This window comes from Schumannella soli (assembly GCF_006517435.1).
GTDB lineage: Bacteria > Actinomycetota > Actinomycetes > Actinomycetales > Microbacteriaceae > Schumannella > Schumannella soli.
Map to the genome: position 1 here is coordinate 471,632 of NZ_VHQG01000002.1, position 16,675 is coordinate 488,306.

The window sequence follows — 16,675 nt, forward strand, 5'->3', positions numbered from 1 at the left end:
CGTCGCGTCGGCGACAGACACTGTCGGTCGACGGCGGCGATGACCTAGCCTGGAAGGCTGCGGTCACCGGGCCGCTCGGTTCTGCACGACCGCCGTCCCGCTCTCGGGCGGGCATACCATCACCGTCTCCACCGATCGCGTCGCGCTCGCGCCGCGCCGCGATCAGCACCGATGCAAGGCACCACGTGAACCTCACCGCCCGCCCCGTCAGCCTGATGGCGCCGCACCTGCGCGCCACGACGATCGGCTCCTTCGCCCTCGTGTTCCTCGGCGCCTTCGAGGCGCTCGCCGTCACGACCGTGATGCCGGCCGTCAGCGCCGACCTCGACGGCGCCGCCTACTACGCCCTCGCGTTCTCGGGCACCCTCGCGGCCTCGGTCGTCGGCGTCGTCGTGGCGGGTCGCTGGTCGGATCGGCGCGGGCCGGTCGCCCCGCTGCTCGCCGCGACCGCGATCTTCCTCGTCGGGCTGATCGTCGCCGGCTCGGCGTCGACGATCGAGGTCTTCGTGGTCGGTCGGCTGCTGCAGGGCTTCGGATCCGGGGCGATCAACGTCGCGCTCTACGTCGTCGTCGCGCGGCTGTATCCCGCGGTGCTGCACCCGCGCATCTTCGGCGCCTTCGCGGCGGCCTGGGTGCTGCCGTCGATGATCGGCCCGCCCGTCGCCGGATGGGTCGCCGAGCAGATCAGCTGGCACTGGGTGTTCCTCGGCGTCGCGGTGCTGGTGCTGATCGCCGCGGCGCTCATGCTGCCGGCGATCCGGCAGATCACGGGCAGCGGCGCAGCGGCAGCGGGGACCGCGCCGGCGGCGACCGAGCCCGCCGAGTCGGCCGAGCGGTCTGGACCAGCCACATCGATCGCATCCGCCGAGTCCGCCGAGGCGCCCGAGTCGAGTGAGTCCGCCGAATCCGCTGGGGCCACCGGCTCCGCCGCGCAGGCGCAGCCCGAGCAGACCGGACCCGGATCGCTCGTCTCGATCCTGCTGGCGCTCGTGGTCGCCGGCGCCGTGCTCGCTATCTCGCTGGCGCAGCAGCTGCCGTCGCCGCTCGACTGGACCGTCGCGGTCGTCGCACTGATCGTGGCCGGCGTCGCGGCCCGTCCGCTGCTGCCGCGCCGAACCCTGCTGGCCGGGCGCGGCCTGCCCGCGACCGTGCTGCTGCGCGGGCTCGTCGCTGCCTCGTTCTTCGCCGCCGAGATCTACATGCCGCTCATGCTGCACGAGCGCGACGGCCTCGCTCTCTCGGTGTCGGGCCTGATCCTGACGGTCGGCGCGATCTCGTGGGCCGCCGGCTCGCATCTGCAGGGGCGCCTGGGCGAACGATTCGGCTCGACGGCGATCGCCCGCGTCGGCACCGCGCTCATCGCGGTGGGCATCGTCGTGCAGCTGCTGGATGCGCTGCTCGCCCTCGGCCCGATCGTCGCGGCGGCCGGGTGGCTCGTCGCGGGCGCCGGGATGGGCACCGTGTTCCCGCGTGTGGCGACACTCGCGCTCGCCTACTCGACGCCGCGCAACCAGGGCTTCAACAGCGCGGCCCTGTCGATCTTCGATGCGGCGAGCAGCGCGACATCGATCGCGATCGCCGGACTGCTGTTCGCGCTCGTCGGCGGCACGGACAGCCCGTTCGCCTATGCGGCGGCCTTCGCTCTGAGCGTCGTCGTCATCGTGCTCGCGCAGCCGGTCGCGGCGCGCACCGCGCCACCCGGGGCACAGCGCTGACGACGAAGCCCGCCGCATCCACCGGAGGATGCGGCGGGCTTCGCAACGCCACGGGCGATCGCGAACGCGATCGACTCAGCGGCGTGAACTCACGGGTGCGTCATCGTGGTGACGTCGAGCGCCTCGTCGAGCTGCGCCTCGGTGACCTCGCCGCGCTCGACGAAGCCGAGGTCGACGACGGCCTCGCGCACCGTGAGACCAGCGGCGACCGAGTGCTTCGCGATCTTCGCCGCGGCCTCGTAGCCGATCAGCTTGTTGAGCGGCGTGACGATCGACGGCGACGACTCGGCCAGCGCGCGGGCGCGCTCGAGATTCGCCTGCAGGCCGTCGATGGTCTTGTCGGCCAGCACGCGAGTCGAGTTCGCGAGCAGGCGGATCGACTCGAGCAGGGCGGTGCCCATGACGGGGATCGCCACGTTGAGCTCGAAGGCGCCGGTCGCGCCGGCCCAGGCGATCGTCGCATCGTTGCCGATCACGCGCGCACCGACCATGATGACCGCCTCGGGGATGACCGGGTTGACCTTGCCGGGCATGATCGACGAGCCGGGCTGCAGGTCGGGGATGTGCAGCTCGCCGAGACCCGTGTTGGGACCGGAGCCCATCCAGCGCAGGTCGTTGCTGATCTTGGTCAGCGACACGGCGATGACGCGCAGCGCGCCGGAGGCGTCGACGAGTCCGTCGCGCGCACCCTGCGCCTCGAAGTGGTCGAGCGCCTCGGTGATCGGCAGCCCCGAGTTCTCGGCGAGCTCGGCGATGACCTTCTGCGGGAAGCCGAGCGGAGTGTTGATGCCGGTGCCGGTGGCGGTGCCGCCGAGCGGGACCTCGGCGACGCGGGGGAGCGCCGACTGCACACGCTCGATGCCGAGGCGGATCTGGCGGGCGTAGCCGCCGAACTCCTGGCCGAGAGTGACCGGGGTGGCGTCCATGAGGTGGGTGCGGCCGGCCTTGACGGCGTCCTTCCACAGCTCGGCCTTCTTCTCCAGCGCGAGGGCCAGGTGGTCGAGCGCGGGCACCAGGTCGTGGATGAGCGCGCCGGTCACGGCGAGGTGCACCGAGGTCGGGAAGACGTCGTTCGACGACTGCGACATGTTGACGTGGTCGTTGGGGTGCACCGGCGCGCCGAGCTTCTCGGTCGCGAGGGTGGCGAGCACCTCGTTCATGTTCATGTTCGACGAGGTGCCCGAGCCGGTCTGGTAGGTGTCGACCGGGAAGTGCCCGTGGTGCTGGCCGGCGACGATCTCATCCGCCGCGGCGACGATCGCGTCGGCGATGCCCTGGTCGAGGATGCCGATCTGCGCGTTGACGATCGCGGCGGCGCGCTTGATGCGAGCCAGCGCGACGATCTGACCGGCCTCGAGGCCGGTGCCCGAGATCGGGAAGTTCTCGACGGCGCGCTGCGTCTGCGCCCGGTAGAGCGCCGACGCGGGAACCCGCACCTCGCCCATCGTGTCGTGCTCGATCCGGAACTCTTCGGTGCTCACTGCGGCGCAGGCCTTTCCTCGGTCGGGATGTTCAGACGGGGTGTCGTGAAGGGTGTTCAGGCCGCGTCGACGTCGATCACGCCGAGGGCGGCGTCCGGCACGACCCGCCCCTCGGCGAGGCGGTAGTTCGCGCCGACGATGCCCAGCGTACCGTCGGCCACGGCGTCGCTGATGAGCTCGGATCCGGCCAGCAGATCGGCGATCGTCTCGCGCAGGTGCAGGCGTCCGATGGTCTCGGGGTCGTTCTGTCCGATGACGCGCGCGCGGCGCACGGAGGGGCGGATGGGCGCGATGAGCTGGGCGATGTGGGCCGGCAGCGCGGGCGGGTTCTTGGTCTCGGCGTCGATCGCGGCCTTGACGGCGCCGCAGGCGTCGTGGCCGAGCACGACGATAAGCGGAACCTTCAGCACGGCGACGGCGTACTCGAGCGAGCCGATGACGGAGTCGGACACGACCTGACCGGCGTTGCGCACCACGAAGAGGTCGCCGAGGCCGCGGTCGAAGATGATCTCGGCCGCGAGGCGCGAGTCGGCGCAGCCGAACAGCGCCGCGTGGGGGGCCTGCCCTCCGGCGAGGCCGGCGCGGGTGTCGACGTCCTGGTGCGGGTGCTCGGGCGTTCCGGCGACGAAGTTGTCGTTGCCGTGGCGCATCTCGTCCCAGGCCTGCTGGGGGCTGGTGGTCGTCATCCGGCGTCTCCTGTCGGGGCGGTCGTGGCGGGGGAGGATGCGGCGGCGTCGGCCAGCGCGGCCGTCGCGAGCTCGCGGAACTCGGCCGGGGTCGCGCTGCCGCTGAGCACGAGGCGCGAGCCGCCGACGGTCGCCGCGAGCGAGTAGGCGAGATTGCCGGGGTTGTCGGCGTCGCGGCGGTCGTAGACCGTCCAGGCGACGCCGTCGATCTTCACGCTGCCGGTCGGGTTGTGGTCGTCGAGGCGGTCGGAGACCCAGCCATCGTCGGCGCCGATGCCCTGGGTGAGGCCGATGTACTGGTCGCCGGGGGTGATGAAGCCGATGCGCCAGACGGCGGGCTTGCCCTTCGGGGCGGAGTAGTCGGCGCGGTTCGCGCTCCAGTCCTCGCCGAGCGCGGGAACCACGAGGTGGGCATCCGCCTGGTCCTGCACGTCGGCGGCCGCGGCGGCGTAGTCGACGGGCTCGCGCGCGCTCTGCTGGTCGGGTCGCACGACGACGATCACGAGGAAGAGGACGACGGCGAGCGAGGCGATCAGGGCGATGACGAGGTTGAAGGTCGTCTGGTTCGCGAAGTGCTTGCGGCGCGATTCCGCCTTGCGGTCCGCCGTCTCCTGCGGCGTCTCGGGGCGACCGAGCTCGGCGACGACGCGCGGCTGCGGGCTCACGAGGCGTCGTCGGCCGCGGCGCGGGCGGCGTCCAGGCGGGCGCGGGCGCCGAGCAGCCACTCCTCGCAGCGCTGCGCGAGCGCCTCGCCGCGCTCCCAGAGTACGAGCGACTGCTCGAGCGTCGCGGCGCCCTGCTCGAGCTCGGTCACGACCCGCACGAGCTCGTCGCGCGCCTCTTCGTAGCTCAGCTCGGCGATGTCGGCGGCGGTCGCGGAACCGCTGGCGGGGGAGTCGGTCACGGCCACGATCCTACCCGCGACCCCCGGCGCGCTCGGCCGCCTCGACCCCGTCCACGGTGGCTGCGACGGCGCCGTCGGCGACCGTGACCCGCAGCGCCGAGCCGAGCGGCGCATCCTCGATCGAGCGCAGGGCGCGGCCGTCGGGCAGCTGCGCGATCGCGTAGCCGCGCTCGAGCGTCCGCTTCGGGCTCAGCGCGCGCAGATGGCCGGTCAGCTCGCCGATGCGGGCGTTCGCGCGCTCGAGCCGGTGATCCATGAGCTCGCTGCCGCGGGCCACCCAGCGCACGAGCTCCTCGGCACGGCTGTCGATGAGCCAGGTCGGATCCGACATGACCGGGCGGCTGCGCAGCTGCCCGAGGCGGTCGATCTCGTGGCCGATGAAGCCGCTCACCCGCAGCTGGATGCGGCCGCGCGCCTGCTGCACCCGCGCCAGCTCCTCGCCGACGTCGGGCACGACCCGCTTCGCGGCATCCGTCGGCGTGGAGGCGCGCAGATCGGCGACCTCGTCGAGCAGCGGACGGTCGTTCTCGTGGCCGATCGCGCTGACGATCGGCGTCTGCGCCGCCGCCGCGGTGCGCACCAGCGCCTCGTCGCTGAACACGAGCAGGTTCTGGAAGTCGCCGCCGCCGCGCGCGACGATGATGACGTCGACCTCGGGATCGGCATCCAGCTCGCGGATGCGCGCCGCGACCTCGCTCGCCGCGCGCTCGCCCTGCACGGCGGAGTGCTTCACCCGGAAGCTCACGCTCGGCCAGCGCAGCTGCGCGTTGCGCAGCACGTCCTTCTCGGCGTCGGAGTCCTTGCCGGTGACGAGTCCGATGCAGTTCGGCAGGAACGGGAGCCGCTTCTTGCGCGTCGCGTCGAAGAGCCCCTCGTCGATGAGCTGGCGCCGCAGCCGCTCGAGGCGCTCGAGCAGGTCGCCGAGACCGACGTGCTTGAGCTGCAGCACGTTCATCGTGAGCGTGCCGCCGCGCAACCACCAGTCGGGCTTGACGAGAGCGACGACGCGGTCGCCCTGCTTGAAGTCGGCGTCGAGCTTGGCGCGGGTGCTGGCCCACATCTGCAGGGAGACCGTCGCATCCTGCTCGAGGTCTTTGAGCTTCGCGTAGACGGCACCGCCGCGCACGTTCCACTGGGTCAGCTCGCCCTCGACCCATACGGCGCCGAGGCGGGCGATGTAGTCCTTGATCTTGCTCGAGAGCACCGAGACCGGCCACGGCGACTCGGCCGAGGGAGCCGAGGATGCGGGGGCGGCGTCGTTCGCGGCGGCGGGGGCGTCCGTCATGCTCGTCAGGCTACGGGAGGGGGCGGACACGCGGCCGCGCTCGTCCACACCGACGCCGGCGCCCGGCCCACACCGGGCGGACAGGTGGCGCACGGCCGTCACTCGTAGAATCGGGGGGTGTCCGGCATCACCAACGGCGCCCCCGGCGTCGATCTCGCTCCGCCGCGCCTGCCGTCGCAGCGCGAGGCGCTCCTCGACCTCCCCGTCGCCGGGCCCAAGCGCGTGCTGCTCGCCGCGCCCCGCGGCTACTGCGCCGGCGTCGACCGCGCCGTGATCGCCGTCGAGAAGGCGCTCGACCACTACGGCGCCCCCGTCTACGTGCGCAAGCAGATCGTGCACAACGTGCACGTCGTGCGCGAGCTCGAGAAGCGCGGTGCGATCTTCGTCGACCAGCTCGACGAGGTGCCGATGGGATCGCACGTCGTGTTCAGCGCGCACGGAGTCTCGCCGATGGTCAAGGCCGAGGCGACCGAGCGCGAGCTGCAGGCGATCGACGCGACCTGCCCGCTCGTCACGAAGGTGCACCGCGAGGCGCTGCGCTTCGCGAAGCAGGATGCGCGCATCCTGCTCGTCGGCCACGCCGGCCACGAGGAGGTGGAGGGCACGATGGGCCACGCCCCCGAGCGCACGATCCTCATCGACAGCCCCGAGTCGGCCGACACGGTCGAGGTGCCCGAGACCGACAACCTGGTCTGGATCTCGCAGACCACCCTCAGCGTCGACGAGACCATGGAGACGGTGCGGCGCCTCCGCGTGCGCTTCCCGCACCTGCAGGACCCGCCCAGCGACGACATCTGCTACGCGACCCAGAACCGCCAGGTCGCGATCAAGAAGGTCGCCAAGGATGCCGACCTGGTGATCGTGGTCGGCTCGGCCAACAGCTCGAACAGCGTGCGCCTCGTCGAGGTGGCGCTCGAGTACGGCGCGAAGGCCGCGTACCGGGTCGACTACGCCGACGAGGTGCAGCAGGCCTGGCTCGAGGGCGTGCAGACGATCGGCGTCACGAGCGGCGCCTCGGTTCCGGAGGTGCTGGTGCAGGAGCTGCTGAGCGATCTCGCGCAGGCGGGCTACGGCGAGGTCGAGGAGGTGCGCACGGCGGAGGAGGACCTCATGTTCTCGCTGCCGAAGGAGCTGCGCCGCGACGTCGACGGCAACGCGGATGCGCGGGCGCTCGGCGGACGGGGCCGCGCATGAGCGACGCCCGCGACACGATGCCCGCCGCCGGGGCCCCGCGCCCGGCCTACGGCGAGTACGCCTCACCGGAGGAGTTGCGCGAGATCCTCGGACCCGACCATCCGCTGCTGCGGGACGTGACGGATGCTCTGACGCCGCCGGCTGCCGCCCCGGCCGCGTCGGCGACCGCCGCGCCGACACCGGACTGGACCCCATCCGGCGCCGCAACGGGCGCTCCGGCGTACTCGACCGCCTCGCCGCAGCCGGGGGCGAAGCCCGCCGCGAAGCCGCGCCCGCGCTGGGATCTGCCGATCACGGTCGGACTGCTCGTCTTCGGCGCCTTCAACGTGGTCTCGGCGCTCACCAGCCGCGATCTGTACCCGCAGCGCTTCGAGCAGGTGTTCCAGATCATGGGCGTCGGCGATTTCACGGCCACCGGCGCAGCTGTGGCGGGGGCGAACTGGGATGCCGGGCTGCAGCTCGCGATCCTGGTCGTCACGATCGCGGTGGTGGCTCTGGTCGTGCGCCGCCTGCGCATCGTGTTCTGGATCCCCCTCGTCGGCGGAGCGCTCGCGTCGATCGCCTCGATGATCGTGGCGTTCAGCGTCATGCTGCAGGATCCCGCCTACCTGCAGATGCTGCAGGGCTGAGCTGCTGGGCTGAGCGCGCTGAACTGAGATGATCGACCCTGACGGGAGAAGGGGGCGATCATGCGCGTCGCGGTGCTTCCGCGCGAGGTCGCGGCCGGGGTCATCACCGACACGATCTCGCGGATGGTCTGGGCGACCGGCGCCGTCAACCTGCTGCTCGACGTGCCGATCGTCATCGAGGCGTATATGCGCCTCGGCATCGGCCACGAGGTCGGCCCGCCGCTCGTGCTGCTCGCGCTGGTGCTCGCGCTGCTGCTGCTCGCCGCGTGGCGCAGTCGCCCGCTGACCTCGCTGCTGTTCCTCATCGTCGGAGCGGTCGCGGTCGCCGCCTTCCAGCTCGTCGTGCTGCGCGACCTGCCCGACGCCGCAGCGCACTACAACTTCCTGCTCAACCGCCCCGCCGTCGCGCTCGGCCTGGTCGCGATCGCGCCCACGACGCCCTTGATCGTGAGCTCGTGGCTGCTTGCGGGCTGGGCCACCACGAGCGGGATCTCGGCCGTCGTCGCGGCGGTCGGCGATCATCCCTTCAGCCCGGGCTTCGGCCCCACCATGATGATGATCATCGGCACCGGCCTCTGCGCGGTGCTGGCCGCGATCCAGCGTCGTGCCCGCAGTCGCGTGCCCAACTTCGACGAGCTCGAGGCCGAGACGCAGGCGCTCACGACGGGCGCCGACCTGGCGCGGCGCACGACGGCGGTCGTGCACGACACCGTGCTCAACGACCTCGCGATCGTCATGAACGGCTCCGACGTGCTCGATGAGCGCACGCGGGCTCGGCTTCGCGACGATCTCGACACGCTGACCAGCGCCGACTGGCTGACGACGTCGCACCACGTGCCGGCCGACGACGCCGATGCGGTGCTGCGCAACCGCATCACCCGCATGGTCACCGACTTCCAGTGGCGCGGACTGAGCGTGCGGGTCACCGGCGGCGGCACCGGCATCTACCGGCTCGACCCCGAGGCGGCGGATGCGCTGCTCGACGCCACGCGCGCCGCGCTCGAGAACGTGCTCAAGCACTCCGGCACGACCGACGCGGAGATCGTCTCGAGCAGCACCGAGGAGATGATCTCGGTCATGGTCATCGATCAGGGTGTCGGATTCGATGCCTCGGCGGTGGCCGACGACCGTCTCGGCATCCGCGAGTCGATGTCGGGACGCCTCGAGCGCGTCGGCGGCCGCCTCGACGTGTGGTCGACGCGGGGCGCCGGCACCTCGGTCGTGCTCACGGTGCCCGTGCTCGACGTCGTGGTGCCGAACGAGCCGTCTCACCACCGCCTCATCGGGCAATCGGCGCTGAGTGACGGCGAGGAGCCCGTCGGCGAACACCCGCGCGAGGCACTCGGCGATCCCTTCGGGCCTCGGCTCGACCGCGAGCGGCGAGAGGCGCCCGACCTGACGCGAGGAGGCGACGATGCGCGGTGAGGTGCCGATCTCACCTCAGCAGCTCGATCCGCTGAGCTGGGTGACCGGGCCCTACATCCCCGCGGCGTTCGCCGTGTTCCAGGCGGTGAGCGGGGCGCTCGTCGTGGCGACCGGGCTGAACACCCGCACGCTTCCCGGACTGCAGCTCTTCGCCGTCGCGATCGCCGTGTCGGCTCACCTCGTCGTGCACTTCGCCGCGAGCCGGGGGCGCCGCGGCGACCGCAGCGGCGCCCCCATCAGCCTCGGCGCGGCGGTGACGGCGTGCGCTCTCAGCGGCTCGGCGATGCTGCTCTCGGCCGTCGGGTTCCAGGGCGTCGCCCTGCCGGTCGAGGTCTGGTGGGGATCGCTGGCGAGCTGCATGATCCTGGGCTCGCTCGCGCCGTACCTCCCGGCGCGGCGGCTCGTGGTGCTCGGGGTCGGGATCGGCGTGACGACCGTGCCGCTCTCGGCGGTGCTCGTGCGCTCGGAGGGCAACTGGGGCGTCATCGCCAGCACGATCATCATCGCCACGCCGATCACGGTGTCGACGGTGCTGACGGCGACGTTCTCGCACCGCGTGGTGCGCAACATGCGGCGCCTGCTCGAGGCGCGCTCGCGCACGCTCGTCGTCGCCGGCGCGGCGCTCGATCAGCGCATGCAGGATGCCGAGCGCGAGCGGCTCGCCCGTCTCACCTCGCGTGCCGTGCCCTTCCTCGAGCAGGTGGTCTCCCGCGGAACCATCGACGCCTCCGACCGTGCGCTCGCGGGGCAGCTCGCACGGCGGCTGCGCGACGATCTGGTGACGCAGGCGAACGCGAGCTGGCTCGACGACCTGGAGGCCTCGTCGCGCCTCGTCGTGATCGATCCCGAGCGCCGGGCGGACCGGCTGCGGCCATCGCAGCGCACGGCTCTGCGGGCGCTCATCCACGCGCTCCTGGCCGCGCCCGAGGTCGACCACGGCTCGCTGCTCGTCGAGCTGCGGGGGCGCGACGACGGGTCGACGGCGGTCGGCGTCAGCCTCGACGTCGAGCTGCCCGACGGCCGCCGCATCATGCATCTGGCGCCGTACTACCTGACGCTGCAGATGACGGCCACGGATGTGACGTGGCACCGCGACCGGCTCGACCTGACCTTCGACGCTCCCGCGGAATCCTGATCCGGTCGTCGGCCGCGACGACGGAACCCCGCCGCCACGCGAGGTGACGACGGGGTTCCGGTGGGGTGGGAGCGAGCCCGGCCAGCCTGGTCAGGCCGAGATCGAGTTGCCCTTCGAGCCGAGCTGCGTGGTCGCCTCGACGACGCGGGCGGCCATGGCGGTCTCGGCGATCTTGCCCCAGGCGCGCGGGTCGTAGATCTTCTTGTTGCCGACCTCGCCGTCGACCTTGAGGAAGCCGTCGTAGTTCTTCAGCACGGTGTCGGCGATCGAGCGGCTGTAGGCGTACTGCGTGTCGGTGTCGATGTTCATCTTGATGACGCCGTTGCGCACGGCCTCGGCGATCTCGGCGTCGGTCGAGCCCGATCCGCCGTGGAAGACGAGGTCGAGCGGCTTCTCGGCGGTGCCGTACTTGGCGGCGATGCCGGCCTGGATCTCGCCGAGCAGCTCGGGGCGCAGCTTCACGTTGCCGGGCTTGTAGACGCCGTGCACGTTGCCGAAGGTGAGCGCGGCGATCCACTTGCCCTGGTCGCCGAGGCCGAGGGCCTCGACCGCGGCGGTGACGTCGCCGAGAGTCGTGTAGAGGGCCTCGTTGCTGCCCTCGTGCTGCACGCCGTCCTCTTCGCCGCCGACGACGCCGATCTCGACCTCGAGGATCGCGTTGATCGCCTTCATGCGGGGCAGCAGTTGCTGGGCGATCTCGATGTTCTCCTGCAGCGGCACGGCCGAGCCATCCCACATGTGGGACTGGAAGATCGGGTTGCGACCGGCCTTGACCTCCTCCTCGCTGGCGGCGAGGAGCGGCAGCACGAAGCCGTCGAGGGCGTCCTTGGGGCAGTGGTCGGTGTGCAGCGCGACGGTCACGGGGTAGTTCTTGGCGACCTCGGTGACGTACTTCGCGAAGGCGAGGGCGCCCGAGGCGCGGGCCTTGACGGTCTGGCCGGCGAAGTAGTCGGCGCCGCCGGTGGTGACCTGGATGATGCCGTCGCTGCCGGCGTCGCTCAGGCCCTGGAGCACGGAGTTGATCGTCGACGACGACGACACGTTGATCGCGGGGAAGGCGTAGGCGCCGGTCTTGGCCTTCGCGAGCATCTCGGCGTACTGGTCCGGGGTTGCCACGGGCATGGGGGATCTCCTTCGAAACGCAGGCGGGTTCTCGCCAACTCTAGCCAGGCGGACCGGTCGTTCCGCGCGTCCGGGTTGACAGGCGCATCCCCGACGCGCAATATGTGTGACCAGCAGATGGTCAGACCATCAAGCCACGAAGATCACTCAGGCGGCGCAGCCGTCGACAAAGGGGTAGCTCGGAATGAATCTCTTCCCGCTGATGCAGAAGCGCACCGCCGAATCCGGTCCCATCCGGGTCGGCGTGATCGGCGCGGGCAAGTTCGCGTCGATGTTCCTGACGCAGGCCGTGAACAGCGACAACATCCACGTCGTCGGCGTCGCCGACATCAACGTGCCCAAGGCCAAGGGAGCCCTCGAGCGCACCGGATGGCCGGCCGAGCGCTACTCCGCCGCGACCCTCGACGAGGCCGTGCGCACCGGCGGCACCGCCGTCATCGACAGCTCGGATGCCTTGATCACCCACCCGGCGATCGAGGTCATCCTCGAGATCACCGGCAACCCCCTCGTCGGCACGTACCACGCGGTCACCGCGATCGACAACGGCAAGCACGTCGTCATGGTCAACGTCGAGGCCGACTGCATGGTCGGGCCGATCCTGCAGCGTCGCGCGCAGGCCGCCGGCGTGATCTACACGATGGCCTACGGCGACCAGCCCGCCCTGATCTGCGAGATGGTCGACTGGTGCCGCACCGTCGGCTTCACCCCGGTCGCCGCTGGCAAGGGCACGAAGTACCTGCCCGAGTACAACTACTCCACGCCCGACACGGTCTGGAACTACTACGGCTTCAGCGACGAGCAGCTGGCCTCGGGCGACTACAACCCGAAGATGTTCAACTCCTTCCTCGACGGCACGAAGTCGGCGATCGAGATGGCCGCCGTGGCGAACGGCACCGGGCTCATCCCGCAGGACGAGGGTCTGAACTTCACCCCGGCCGGCGTCGACGACCTGTCGACCCTGATCATCCCGAAGGCCAGTGGCGGCACCCTGTCGCGCTCGGGCACCGTCGAGATCGTCTCGAGCCTCAACCGCGATGGCAGCGACGTCTTCCGCGACCTGCGCTGGGGCGTCTACGTCACCTTCGAGGCGCAGACCGACTACGCCGTTCAGTGCTTCGCCGAATACGGCGTCAAGACCGACCCCTCCGGCCGCTTCGGCGAGCTCTACCGCCCGTACCACATGATCGGGCTCGAGCTCGGGGTGTCGATCGCGGCCGCGGTGCTCCGCAACGAGGCGACGGGGGCGCCGACGGGCTTCCGCGGGGATGTCGTCACGACCGCCAAGAAGGACCTCAAGGCCGGCGAGACCCTCGACGGCGAGGGCGGCTACACCGTCTTCGGCAAGCTCGCGCCCGCCGCGACCTCGCTCGCCGTCAACGCGCTGCCGCTCGGCCTCGCCCACGGCGCCAAGCTGATCCGCGACGTGCCGAAGGACCGCACGGTCTCGTGGGACGACGTCGAGCTCGACGAGACCCAGTTCGCCGTGCAGATCCGCCGCCAGCTCGAGGCGGAGTTCCGCGCCGAGCACGCGGCGCTCGCCGTCTGACGCCGACCGCGGTCTGACCGTCTACAGGACACACCATGACGCTTACGATGAACGCTGCGGACGTCGATCGGGCGTCCGCAGCGGACACCGGAAGGGTGATGAGCGATGGCGACCTCCGATGCCTGGGAGCCGGTGCAGCGCATGCGCACCTACGAGCAGGTCATGGCGCAGATCGAGGAGCGCATCCTCGACGGCCGACTGAAGCCGGGGGATCACCTGCCGAGCGAGCGCGAGCTCGCCGTCGCCCTCGGGGTCTCCCGGCCCTCGCTGCGGGAATCGCTGCGGGTGCTCGAGGCCCTGGGTGTGGTGGATGTGCGTCGGGGCGGGGGAGCGGACGGCGGAGCCGTGCTGCTCTCCACCCCCGGCGAAGGCCTGGTGAACCTGCTCAAGCTGCAGTTCGCGCTCGGGCACTTCACCGCGACCGACGTGGTCGAGACGCGCGTGGCGCTCGAGACCTGGTCGTGCACGGAGGCCGCCTATCGATCGACTGACGCCGACCACCGCGAACTCGCCGCGATCCTCGACCGCATGGACGACCCCCAGATCACGACGGCCGAGTTCAACCAGCTCGACGCGGCCTTCCACCAGCGGATCGCCGACTCGACCGGGAACGCCCTCACCGCCCAGGTGATGGGCAGCCTGCGCACCACCATCCACCGCCAGATGATCGAGGCATACGCGCGCCTCGCCGACTGGAAGACCACCGCCACCACCGTGCGGGCCGAGCACCGCGAGATCCTCGCGGCGATCGTCGCCCAGGACGGCGCGGGCGCGGGTCGCCTGGTGCAGGACCACATCAACAGCTTCTACACGAACGGACAGATCGGCGGAGCGCCGAGACCGGAATGACCCGGTTCGCGCTCCCGCCGGGGGAGCGCGATCCTCTCGCTCCCATATCGAAGGAGATATGGACGACCGATGACCACCACCACCGCCCCCGAGGGCACCTCCCAGGCCCGTGACGGGTCGCCCGACAAGCTGCGCACCGCGATCGGCAGCGCCGTCGGCACCACGATCGAGAATTACGACTTCCTGGCGTACGGCACCGCCGCCGCGCTGTACTTCGGAACCGACTTCTTCCCGTCGAGCGACCCCGTCGTCGGCGTGCTGCTCGGCTTCCTGACCTTCGGCATCGGCTTCGCCGTGCGCCCCATCGGCGGGCTCATCGGCGGCTACCTCGGCGACAAGATCGGCCGCAAGCCCGTGCTCGTCGGCGCCCTCATGGTCATGGGCATCTCGACCGTGCTGATCGGCGTGCTGCCGACCTACGCCCAGGTCGGCCTGCTCGCCCCGCTGCTGCTCGGCTTCATCCGCGTCGTGCAGGGCCTCGCCTTCGGCGCCGAGTGGGGTGGCGCCATCCTCATGACCTTCGAGCACGCGCCGTGGAAGAAGCGCGGTCGCTACACCGCGATCCCGCAGGCCGGCGTGCCCTTCGGCGTGCTGCTCGCCAACGTCGTGTTCCTGCTCTCCTCGCAGCTCGACAGCGAGCTCGCCTGGCGTCTGCCGTTCCTGCTCAGCGCCGTGCTGATCATCGCCGGCATGATCATCCGCCTCAAGGTGTCGGAGAGCCCCGAGTTCGAGCACACCAAGGAGATGGGCCTCGTCGTCAAGAACCCGCTCTGGCAGGTCATCAAGAACGACTGGCGCACCGTGCTGCGCGTCATCGCGCTGCGCCTCGCCGAGTCGGGCGGCTTCTACGTGATCGTCACCTACATGCTCAGCTACCTCACCAGCGGCGACGACCCGATCACCGAGCGCTCGGTCGCGCTCACCGGTCTCATCGCGGCGGCCGCGCTCGGCGTGATCACGACGATCCTCTGGGGCACGCTCACCGACCGGATCGGACGCCGCCCGGTCTACATCGTCGGCACGCTGCTGCTGATCGCCTTCGCGTTCCCGATGTTCCTGCTCGTGAACACCTCGGCGCCGTACCTCATCGTGTTCGTCTACATCGTCGCGATGTCGGTCATCCATGACATGCTCGCCGGCACCCAGGGCGCCTGGTTCTCGGAGCTGTTCAGCACCAACACCCGCGCGTCGGGCGCCTCGATCGGCTACCAGTTCTCGGCCGCGATCTCGGGCTTCATCCCGCTCATCGCGACCGCGGTCGCCGTCGTGCTCGGCTGGGGCGGCGTGGCCATCGTCTACGCGGCCTGCGGTGTGCTGGGCCTGCTCGGCGCCCTGCTGACCCGCGAGACGTGGGGCAAGCGCGAGCGCGCCGACGTCGACCGCGCGATCGCCGAGGTCGAGTAGGCATGGCGGCCGGGATGAAGACCATCGTGCTCGACGACGATCCCACCGGCACGCAGTCGGCCACCGATGCGGTGGTGCTGCTGCGCGGCGGAGTCGACGCCCTCGAGCAGGTGCTGCGCGAGCGCGACAGCGTCTACGTGCAGACCAACAGCCGCGCCCTGCACGAGGCGGATGCGGTCGAGCTGGTGCGCGGCATCCGCGCCGACGGCGAGGAGGCGGCCCGCCGTCTCGGCGCCGAGGTGCGGTTCGTGCTGCGCGGCGACTCGACCCTGCGCGGCCACGTTTTCGCCGAGACGGAGCAGTTCCTCGACGGCGACGCGGTGATGGTCTTCCTCCCGGCCTTCCCCGACGGCGGGCGCACGACCCGCGGGGGAGTGCACTTCGTGCGCATCGGCGACGAGGACCTGCCGGCGGCCGAGACCGAGTACGCCGACGATCCGGTGTTCCCCTTCGCCGATTCGGCCCTGGTCGACTACGTCGCGGCGAAGTCGGGGCGGATCGCGCATCCGGTGTCCTTGGACACCGTGCGCGCCGGCGGCGTCGTCGACGTCCTCGTCGCGGCGAAGCCGGGCGAGGTCGTGGTGCCGGATGCGGTCGACGCGGATGACGTCCGCCACGTCGCCGCCGCGATCGCCGCGGCCGAGGCGCAGGGCGTGCGTGTCGTCGTGCGCTCGGCCTCGCCGCTCGCGGCCGAGCTGGCCGGGGTCGCGAGCTCGGGCCTGCTGGCGACGCCGCTCATCCCGTCGCCCGCCCCGACCCTGCTGGTCTGCGGCTCGCACACCGCCGGCGCCACGGCGCAGCTCGCGCCGATCGTCGCCGACTGGGGTGAGCCGGCGGTCGTCGACACCGCGCTCGCGCTCGACGACCCCGCCGCTGCCGGGCGCGCCGCCGCCGATGAGGCGGCCGACCACGTCGCCGACCGCGGCCTCGCGATCGTCACGACCGCGCGCATCCGCTCGAGCGAGCACGGCACGCTCGACCACGGCGAGAAGGTCATGGCGGCGCTCACGACCGCCGTGCGGCAGCTGCTGCCGCAGGTCGAGGTCGTGATCTCGAAGGGTGGCATCACGAGCGCCGAGGTCGCCTCGACCGGGATCGGCGCCACCCGCGCCGTCGTGCTCGGGCAGGTGCTGCCCGGCGTGTCGGTGTGGCGGCTCACCGCCCACGACGGACGCGAGCTGCTCTACGTCGTCGTGCCGGGCAACGTCGGCGGCCCCGATACGCTCGAGCGCGTCGTTCAGTCACTCGGACTGCGCACGTCCGTCCAGACCGCGTGAGGAGCGGCCGGCGCGACAGCCGC

General features: G+C 71.4%; 15 protein-coding genes. 9 read left to right on the top strand and 6 right to left on the bottom strand.

The features are described 5' to 3' along the window. The first annotated feature begins 185 nt into the window (after nucleotides 1-185). Nucleotides 186-1,715: an MFS transporter gene (locus FJ657_RS07910; RefSeq protein WP_369407403.1), complete on the top strand. Its 1,530-nt coding sequence runs from the start codon at nucleotides 186-188 to the stop codon at nucleotides 1,713-1,715. An 89-nt stretch (nucleotides 1,716-1,804) separates the two neighbouring features. Here the strand turns inward: FJ657_RS07910 and FJ657_RS07915 are convergent, their stop codons facing one another. Genes FJ657_RS07915 through xseA form a run of 5 tightly spaced genes read right to left on the bottom strand, consistent with a single transcriptional unit; the run spans nucleotide 1,805 to nucleotide 6,071 of the window. Beyond that, the gene (locus FJ657_RS07915; RefSeq protein ID WP_141163142.1) at nucleotides 1,805-3,196 is read right to left on the bottom strand and encodes a class II fumarate hydratase; all 1,392 of its coding nucleotides are present in this window, start codon (nucleotides 3,194-3,196) and stop codon (nucleotides 1,805-1,807) included. 56 nt (nucleotides 3,197-3,252) lie between these two features. After that, a complete protein-coding gene (locus FJ657_RS07920; RefSeq protein ID WP_141163143.1) occupies nucleotides 3,253-3,882 on the bottom strand; it encodes a carbonic anhydrase in 630 nt (209 codons plus the stop codon). Continuing rightward, on the bottom strand, nucleotides 3,879-4,547 hold the full coding sequence (locus tag FJ657_RS07925) for a DUF4245 domain-containing protein (protein WP_141163144.1): 669 nt from the start codon (nucleotides 4,545-4,547) through the stop codon (nucleotides 3,879-3,881). The genes FJ657_RS07920 and FJ657_RS07925 overlap by 4 nt, the downstream gene beginning before the upstream one ends. Continuing rightward, the gene (locus FJ657_RS07930) at nucleotides 4,544-4,786 is read right to left on the bottom strand and encodes an exodeoxyribonuclease VII small subunit (RefSeq protein WP_255447212.1); all 243 of its coding nucleotides are present in this window, start codon (nucleotides 4,784-4,786) and stop codon (nucleotides 4,544-4,546) included. The genes FJ657_RS07925 and FJ657_RS07930 overlap by 4 nt, the downstream gene beginning before the upstream one ends. 10 nt (nucleotides 4,787-4,796) lie before the next feature. After that, on the bottom strand, nucleotides 4,797-6,071 hold the full coding sequence (xseA, locus tag FJ657_RS07935; RefSeq protein WP_141163146.1) for an exodeoxyribonuclease VII large subunit: 1,275 nt from the start codon (nucleotides 6,069-6,071) through the stop codon (nucleotides 4,797-4,799). A 126-nt stretch (nucleotides 6,072-6,197) separates the two neighbouring features. Here xseA and FJ657_RS07940 point away from each other — a divergent pair, with 126 nt between their 5' ends. The 4 genes from FJ657_RS07940 to FJ657_RS07955 are packed head-to-tail and all read left to right on the top strand — an operon-like array spanning nucleotide 6,198 to nucleotide 10,454. Continuing rightward, nucleotides 6,198-7,265 carry a 4-hydroxy-3-methylbut-2-enyl diphosphate reductase gene (locus FJ657_RS07940; protein WP_439653943.1) on the top strand — a complete coding sequence of 356 codons (1,068 nt, stop codon included), beginning with the start codon at nucleotides 6,198-6,200 and terminating at the stop codon, nucleotides 7,263-7,265. After that, nucleotides 7,262-7,894, top strand: coding sequence for a DUF6264 family protein (locus tag FJ657_RS07945; RefSeq protein WP_141163148.1), 633 nt, complete (start codon nucleotides 7,262-7,264; stop codon nucleotides 7,892-7,894). Before FJ657_RS07940 ends, FJ657_RS07945 begins: the two co-directional genes overlap by 4 nt. Nucleotides 7,895-7,954: 60 nt before the next feature. Continuing rightward, entirely contained in the window at nucleotides 7,955-9,319 is a 1,365-nt protein-coding gene (locus tag FJ657_RS07950) for a sensor histidine kinase (protein WP_141163149.1), read from the top strand. Continuing rightward, nucleotides 9,309-10,454, top strand: a complete 1,146-nt coding sequence (locus FJ657_RS07955; protein ID WP_141163150.1) for a hypothetical protein — start codon at nucleotides 9,309-9,311, stop codon at nucleotides 10,452-10,454. Before FJ657_RS07950 ends, FJ657_RS07955 begins: the two co-directional genes overlap by 11 nt. A 90-nt stretch (nucleotides 10,455-10,544) precedes the next feature. On the opposite strand, the gene fbaA is transcribed toward FJ657_RS07955, so the two are convergent. Next, complete coding sequence (fbaA, locus tag FJ657_RS07960) at nucleotides 10,545-11,576, bottom strand: class II fructose-bisphosphate aldolase (protein WP_141163151.1); 1,032 nt, start codon at nucleotides 11,574-11,576, stop codon at nucleotides 10,545-10,547. A 202-nt stretch (nucleotides 11,577-11,778) separates the two neighbouring features. Here fbaA and FJ657_RS07965 point away from each other — a divergent pair, with 202 nt between their 5' ends. The 4 genes from FJ657_RS07965 (at nucleotide 11,779) to FJ657_RS07980 (ending at nucleotide 16,652) form a co-directional block, all read left to right on the top strand. Continuing rightward, nucleotides 11,779-13,122: an NAD(P)H-dependent oxidoreductase gene (locus tag FJ657_RS07965; RefSeq protein ID WP_255447213.1), complete on the top strand. Its 1,344-nt coding sequence runs from the start codon at nucleotides 11,779-11,781 to the stop codon at nucleotides 13,120-13,122. A gap of 105 nt (nucleotides 13,123-13,227) precedes the next feature. Further along, nucleotides 13,228-13,971 (top strand): FadR/GntR family transcriptional regulator, encoded by a 744-nt coding sequence (locus tag FJ657_RS07970; protein ID WP_141163153.1) that lies wholly within the window; start codon nucleotides 13,228-13,230, stop codon nucleotides 13,969-13,971. 69 nt (nucleotides 13,972-14,040) lie between these two features. Beyond that, nucleotides 14,041-15,375 (top strand): MFS transporter, encoded by a 1,335-nt coding sequence (locus FJ657_RS07975; protein ID WP_141163154.1) that lies wholly within the window; start codon nucleotides 14,041-14,043, stop codon nucleotides 15,373-15,375. Nucleotides 15,376-15,389: 14 nt separating this feature from the next. Beyond that, a complete protein-coding gene (locus FJ657_RS07980; protein ID WP_141163155.1) occupies nucleotides 15,390-16,652 on the top strand; it encodes a four-carbon acid sugar kinase family protein in 1,263 nt (420 codons plus the stop codon). The last annotated feature ends 23 nt before the right edge of the window (nucleotides 16,653-16,675 follow it).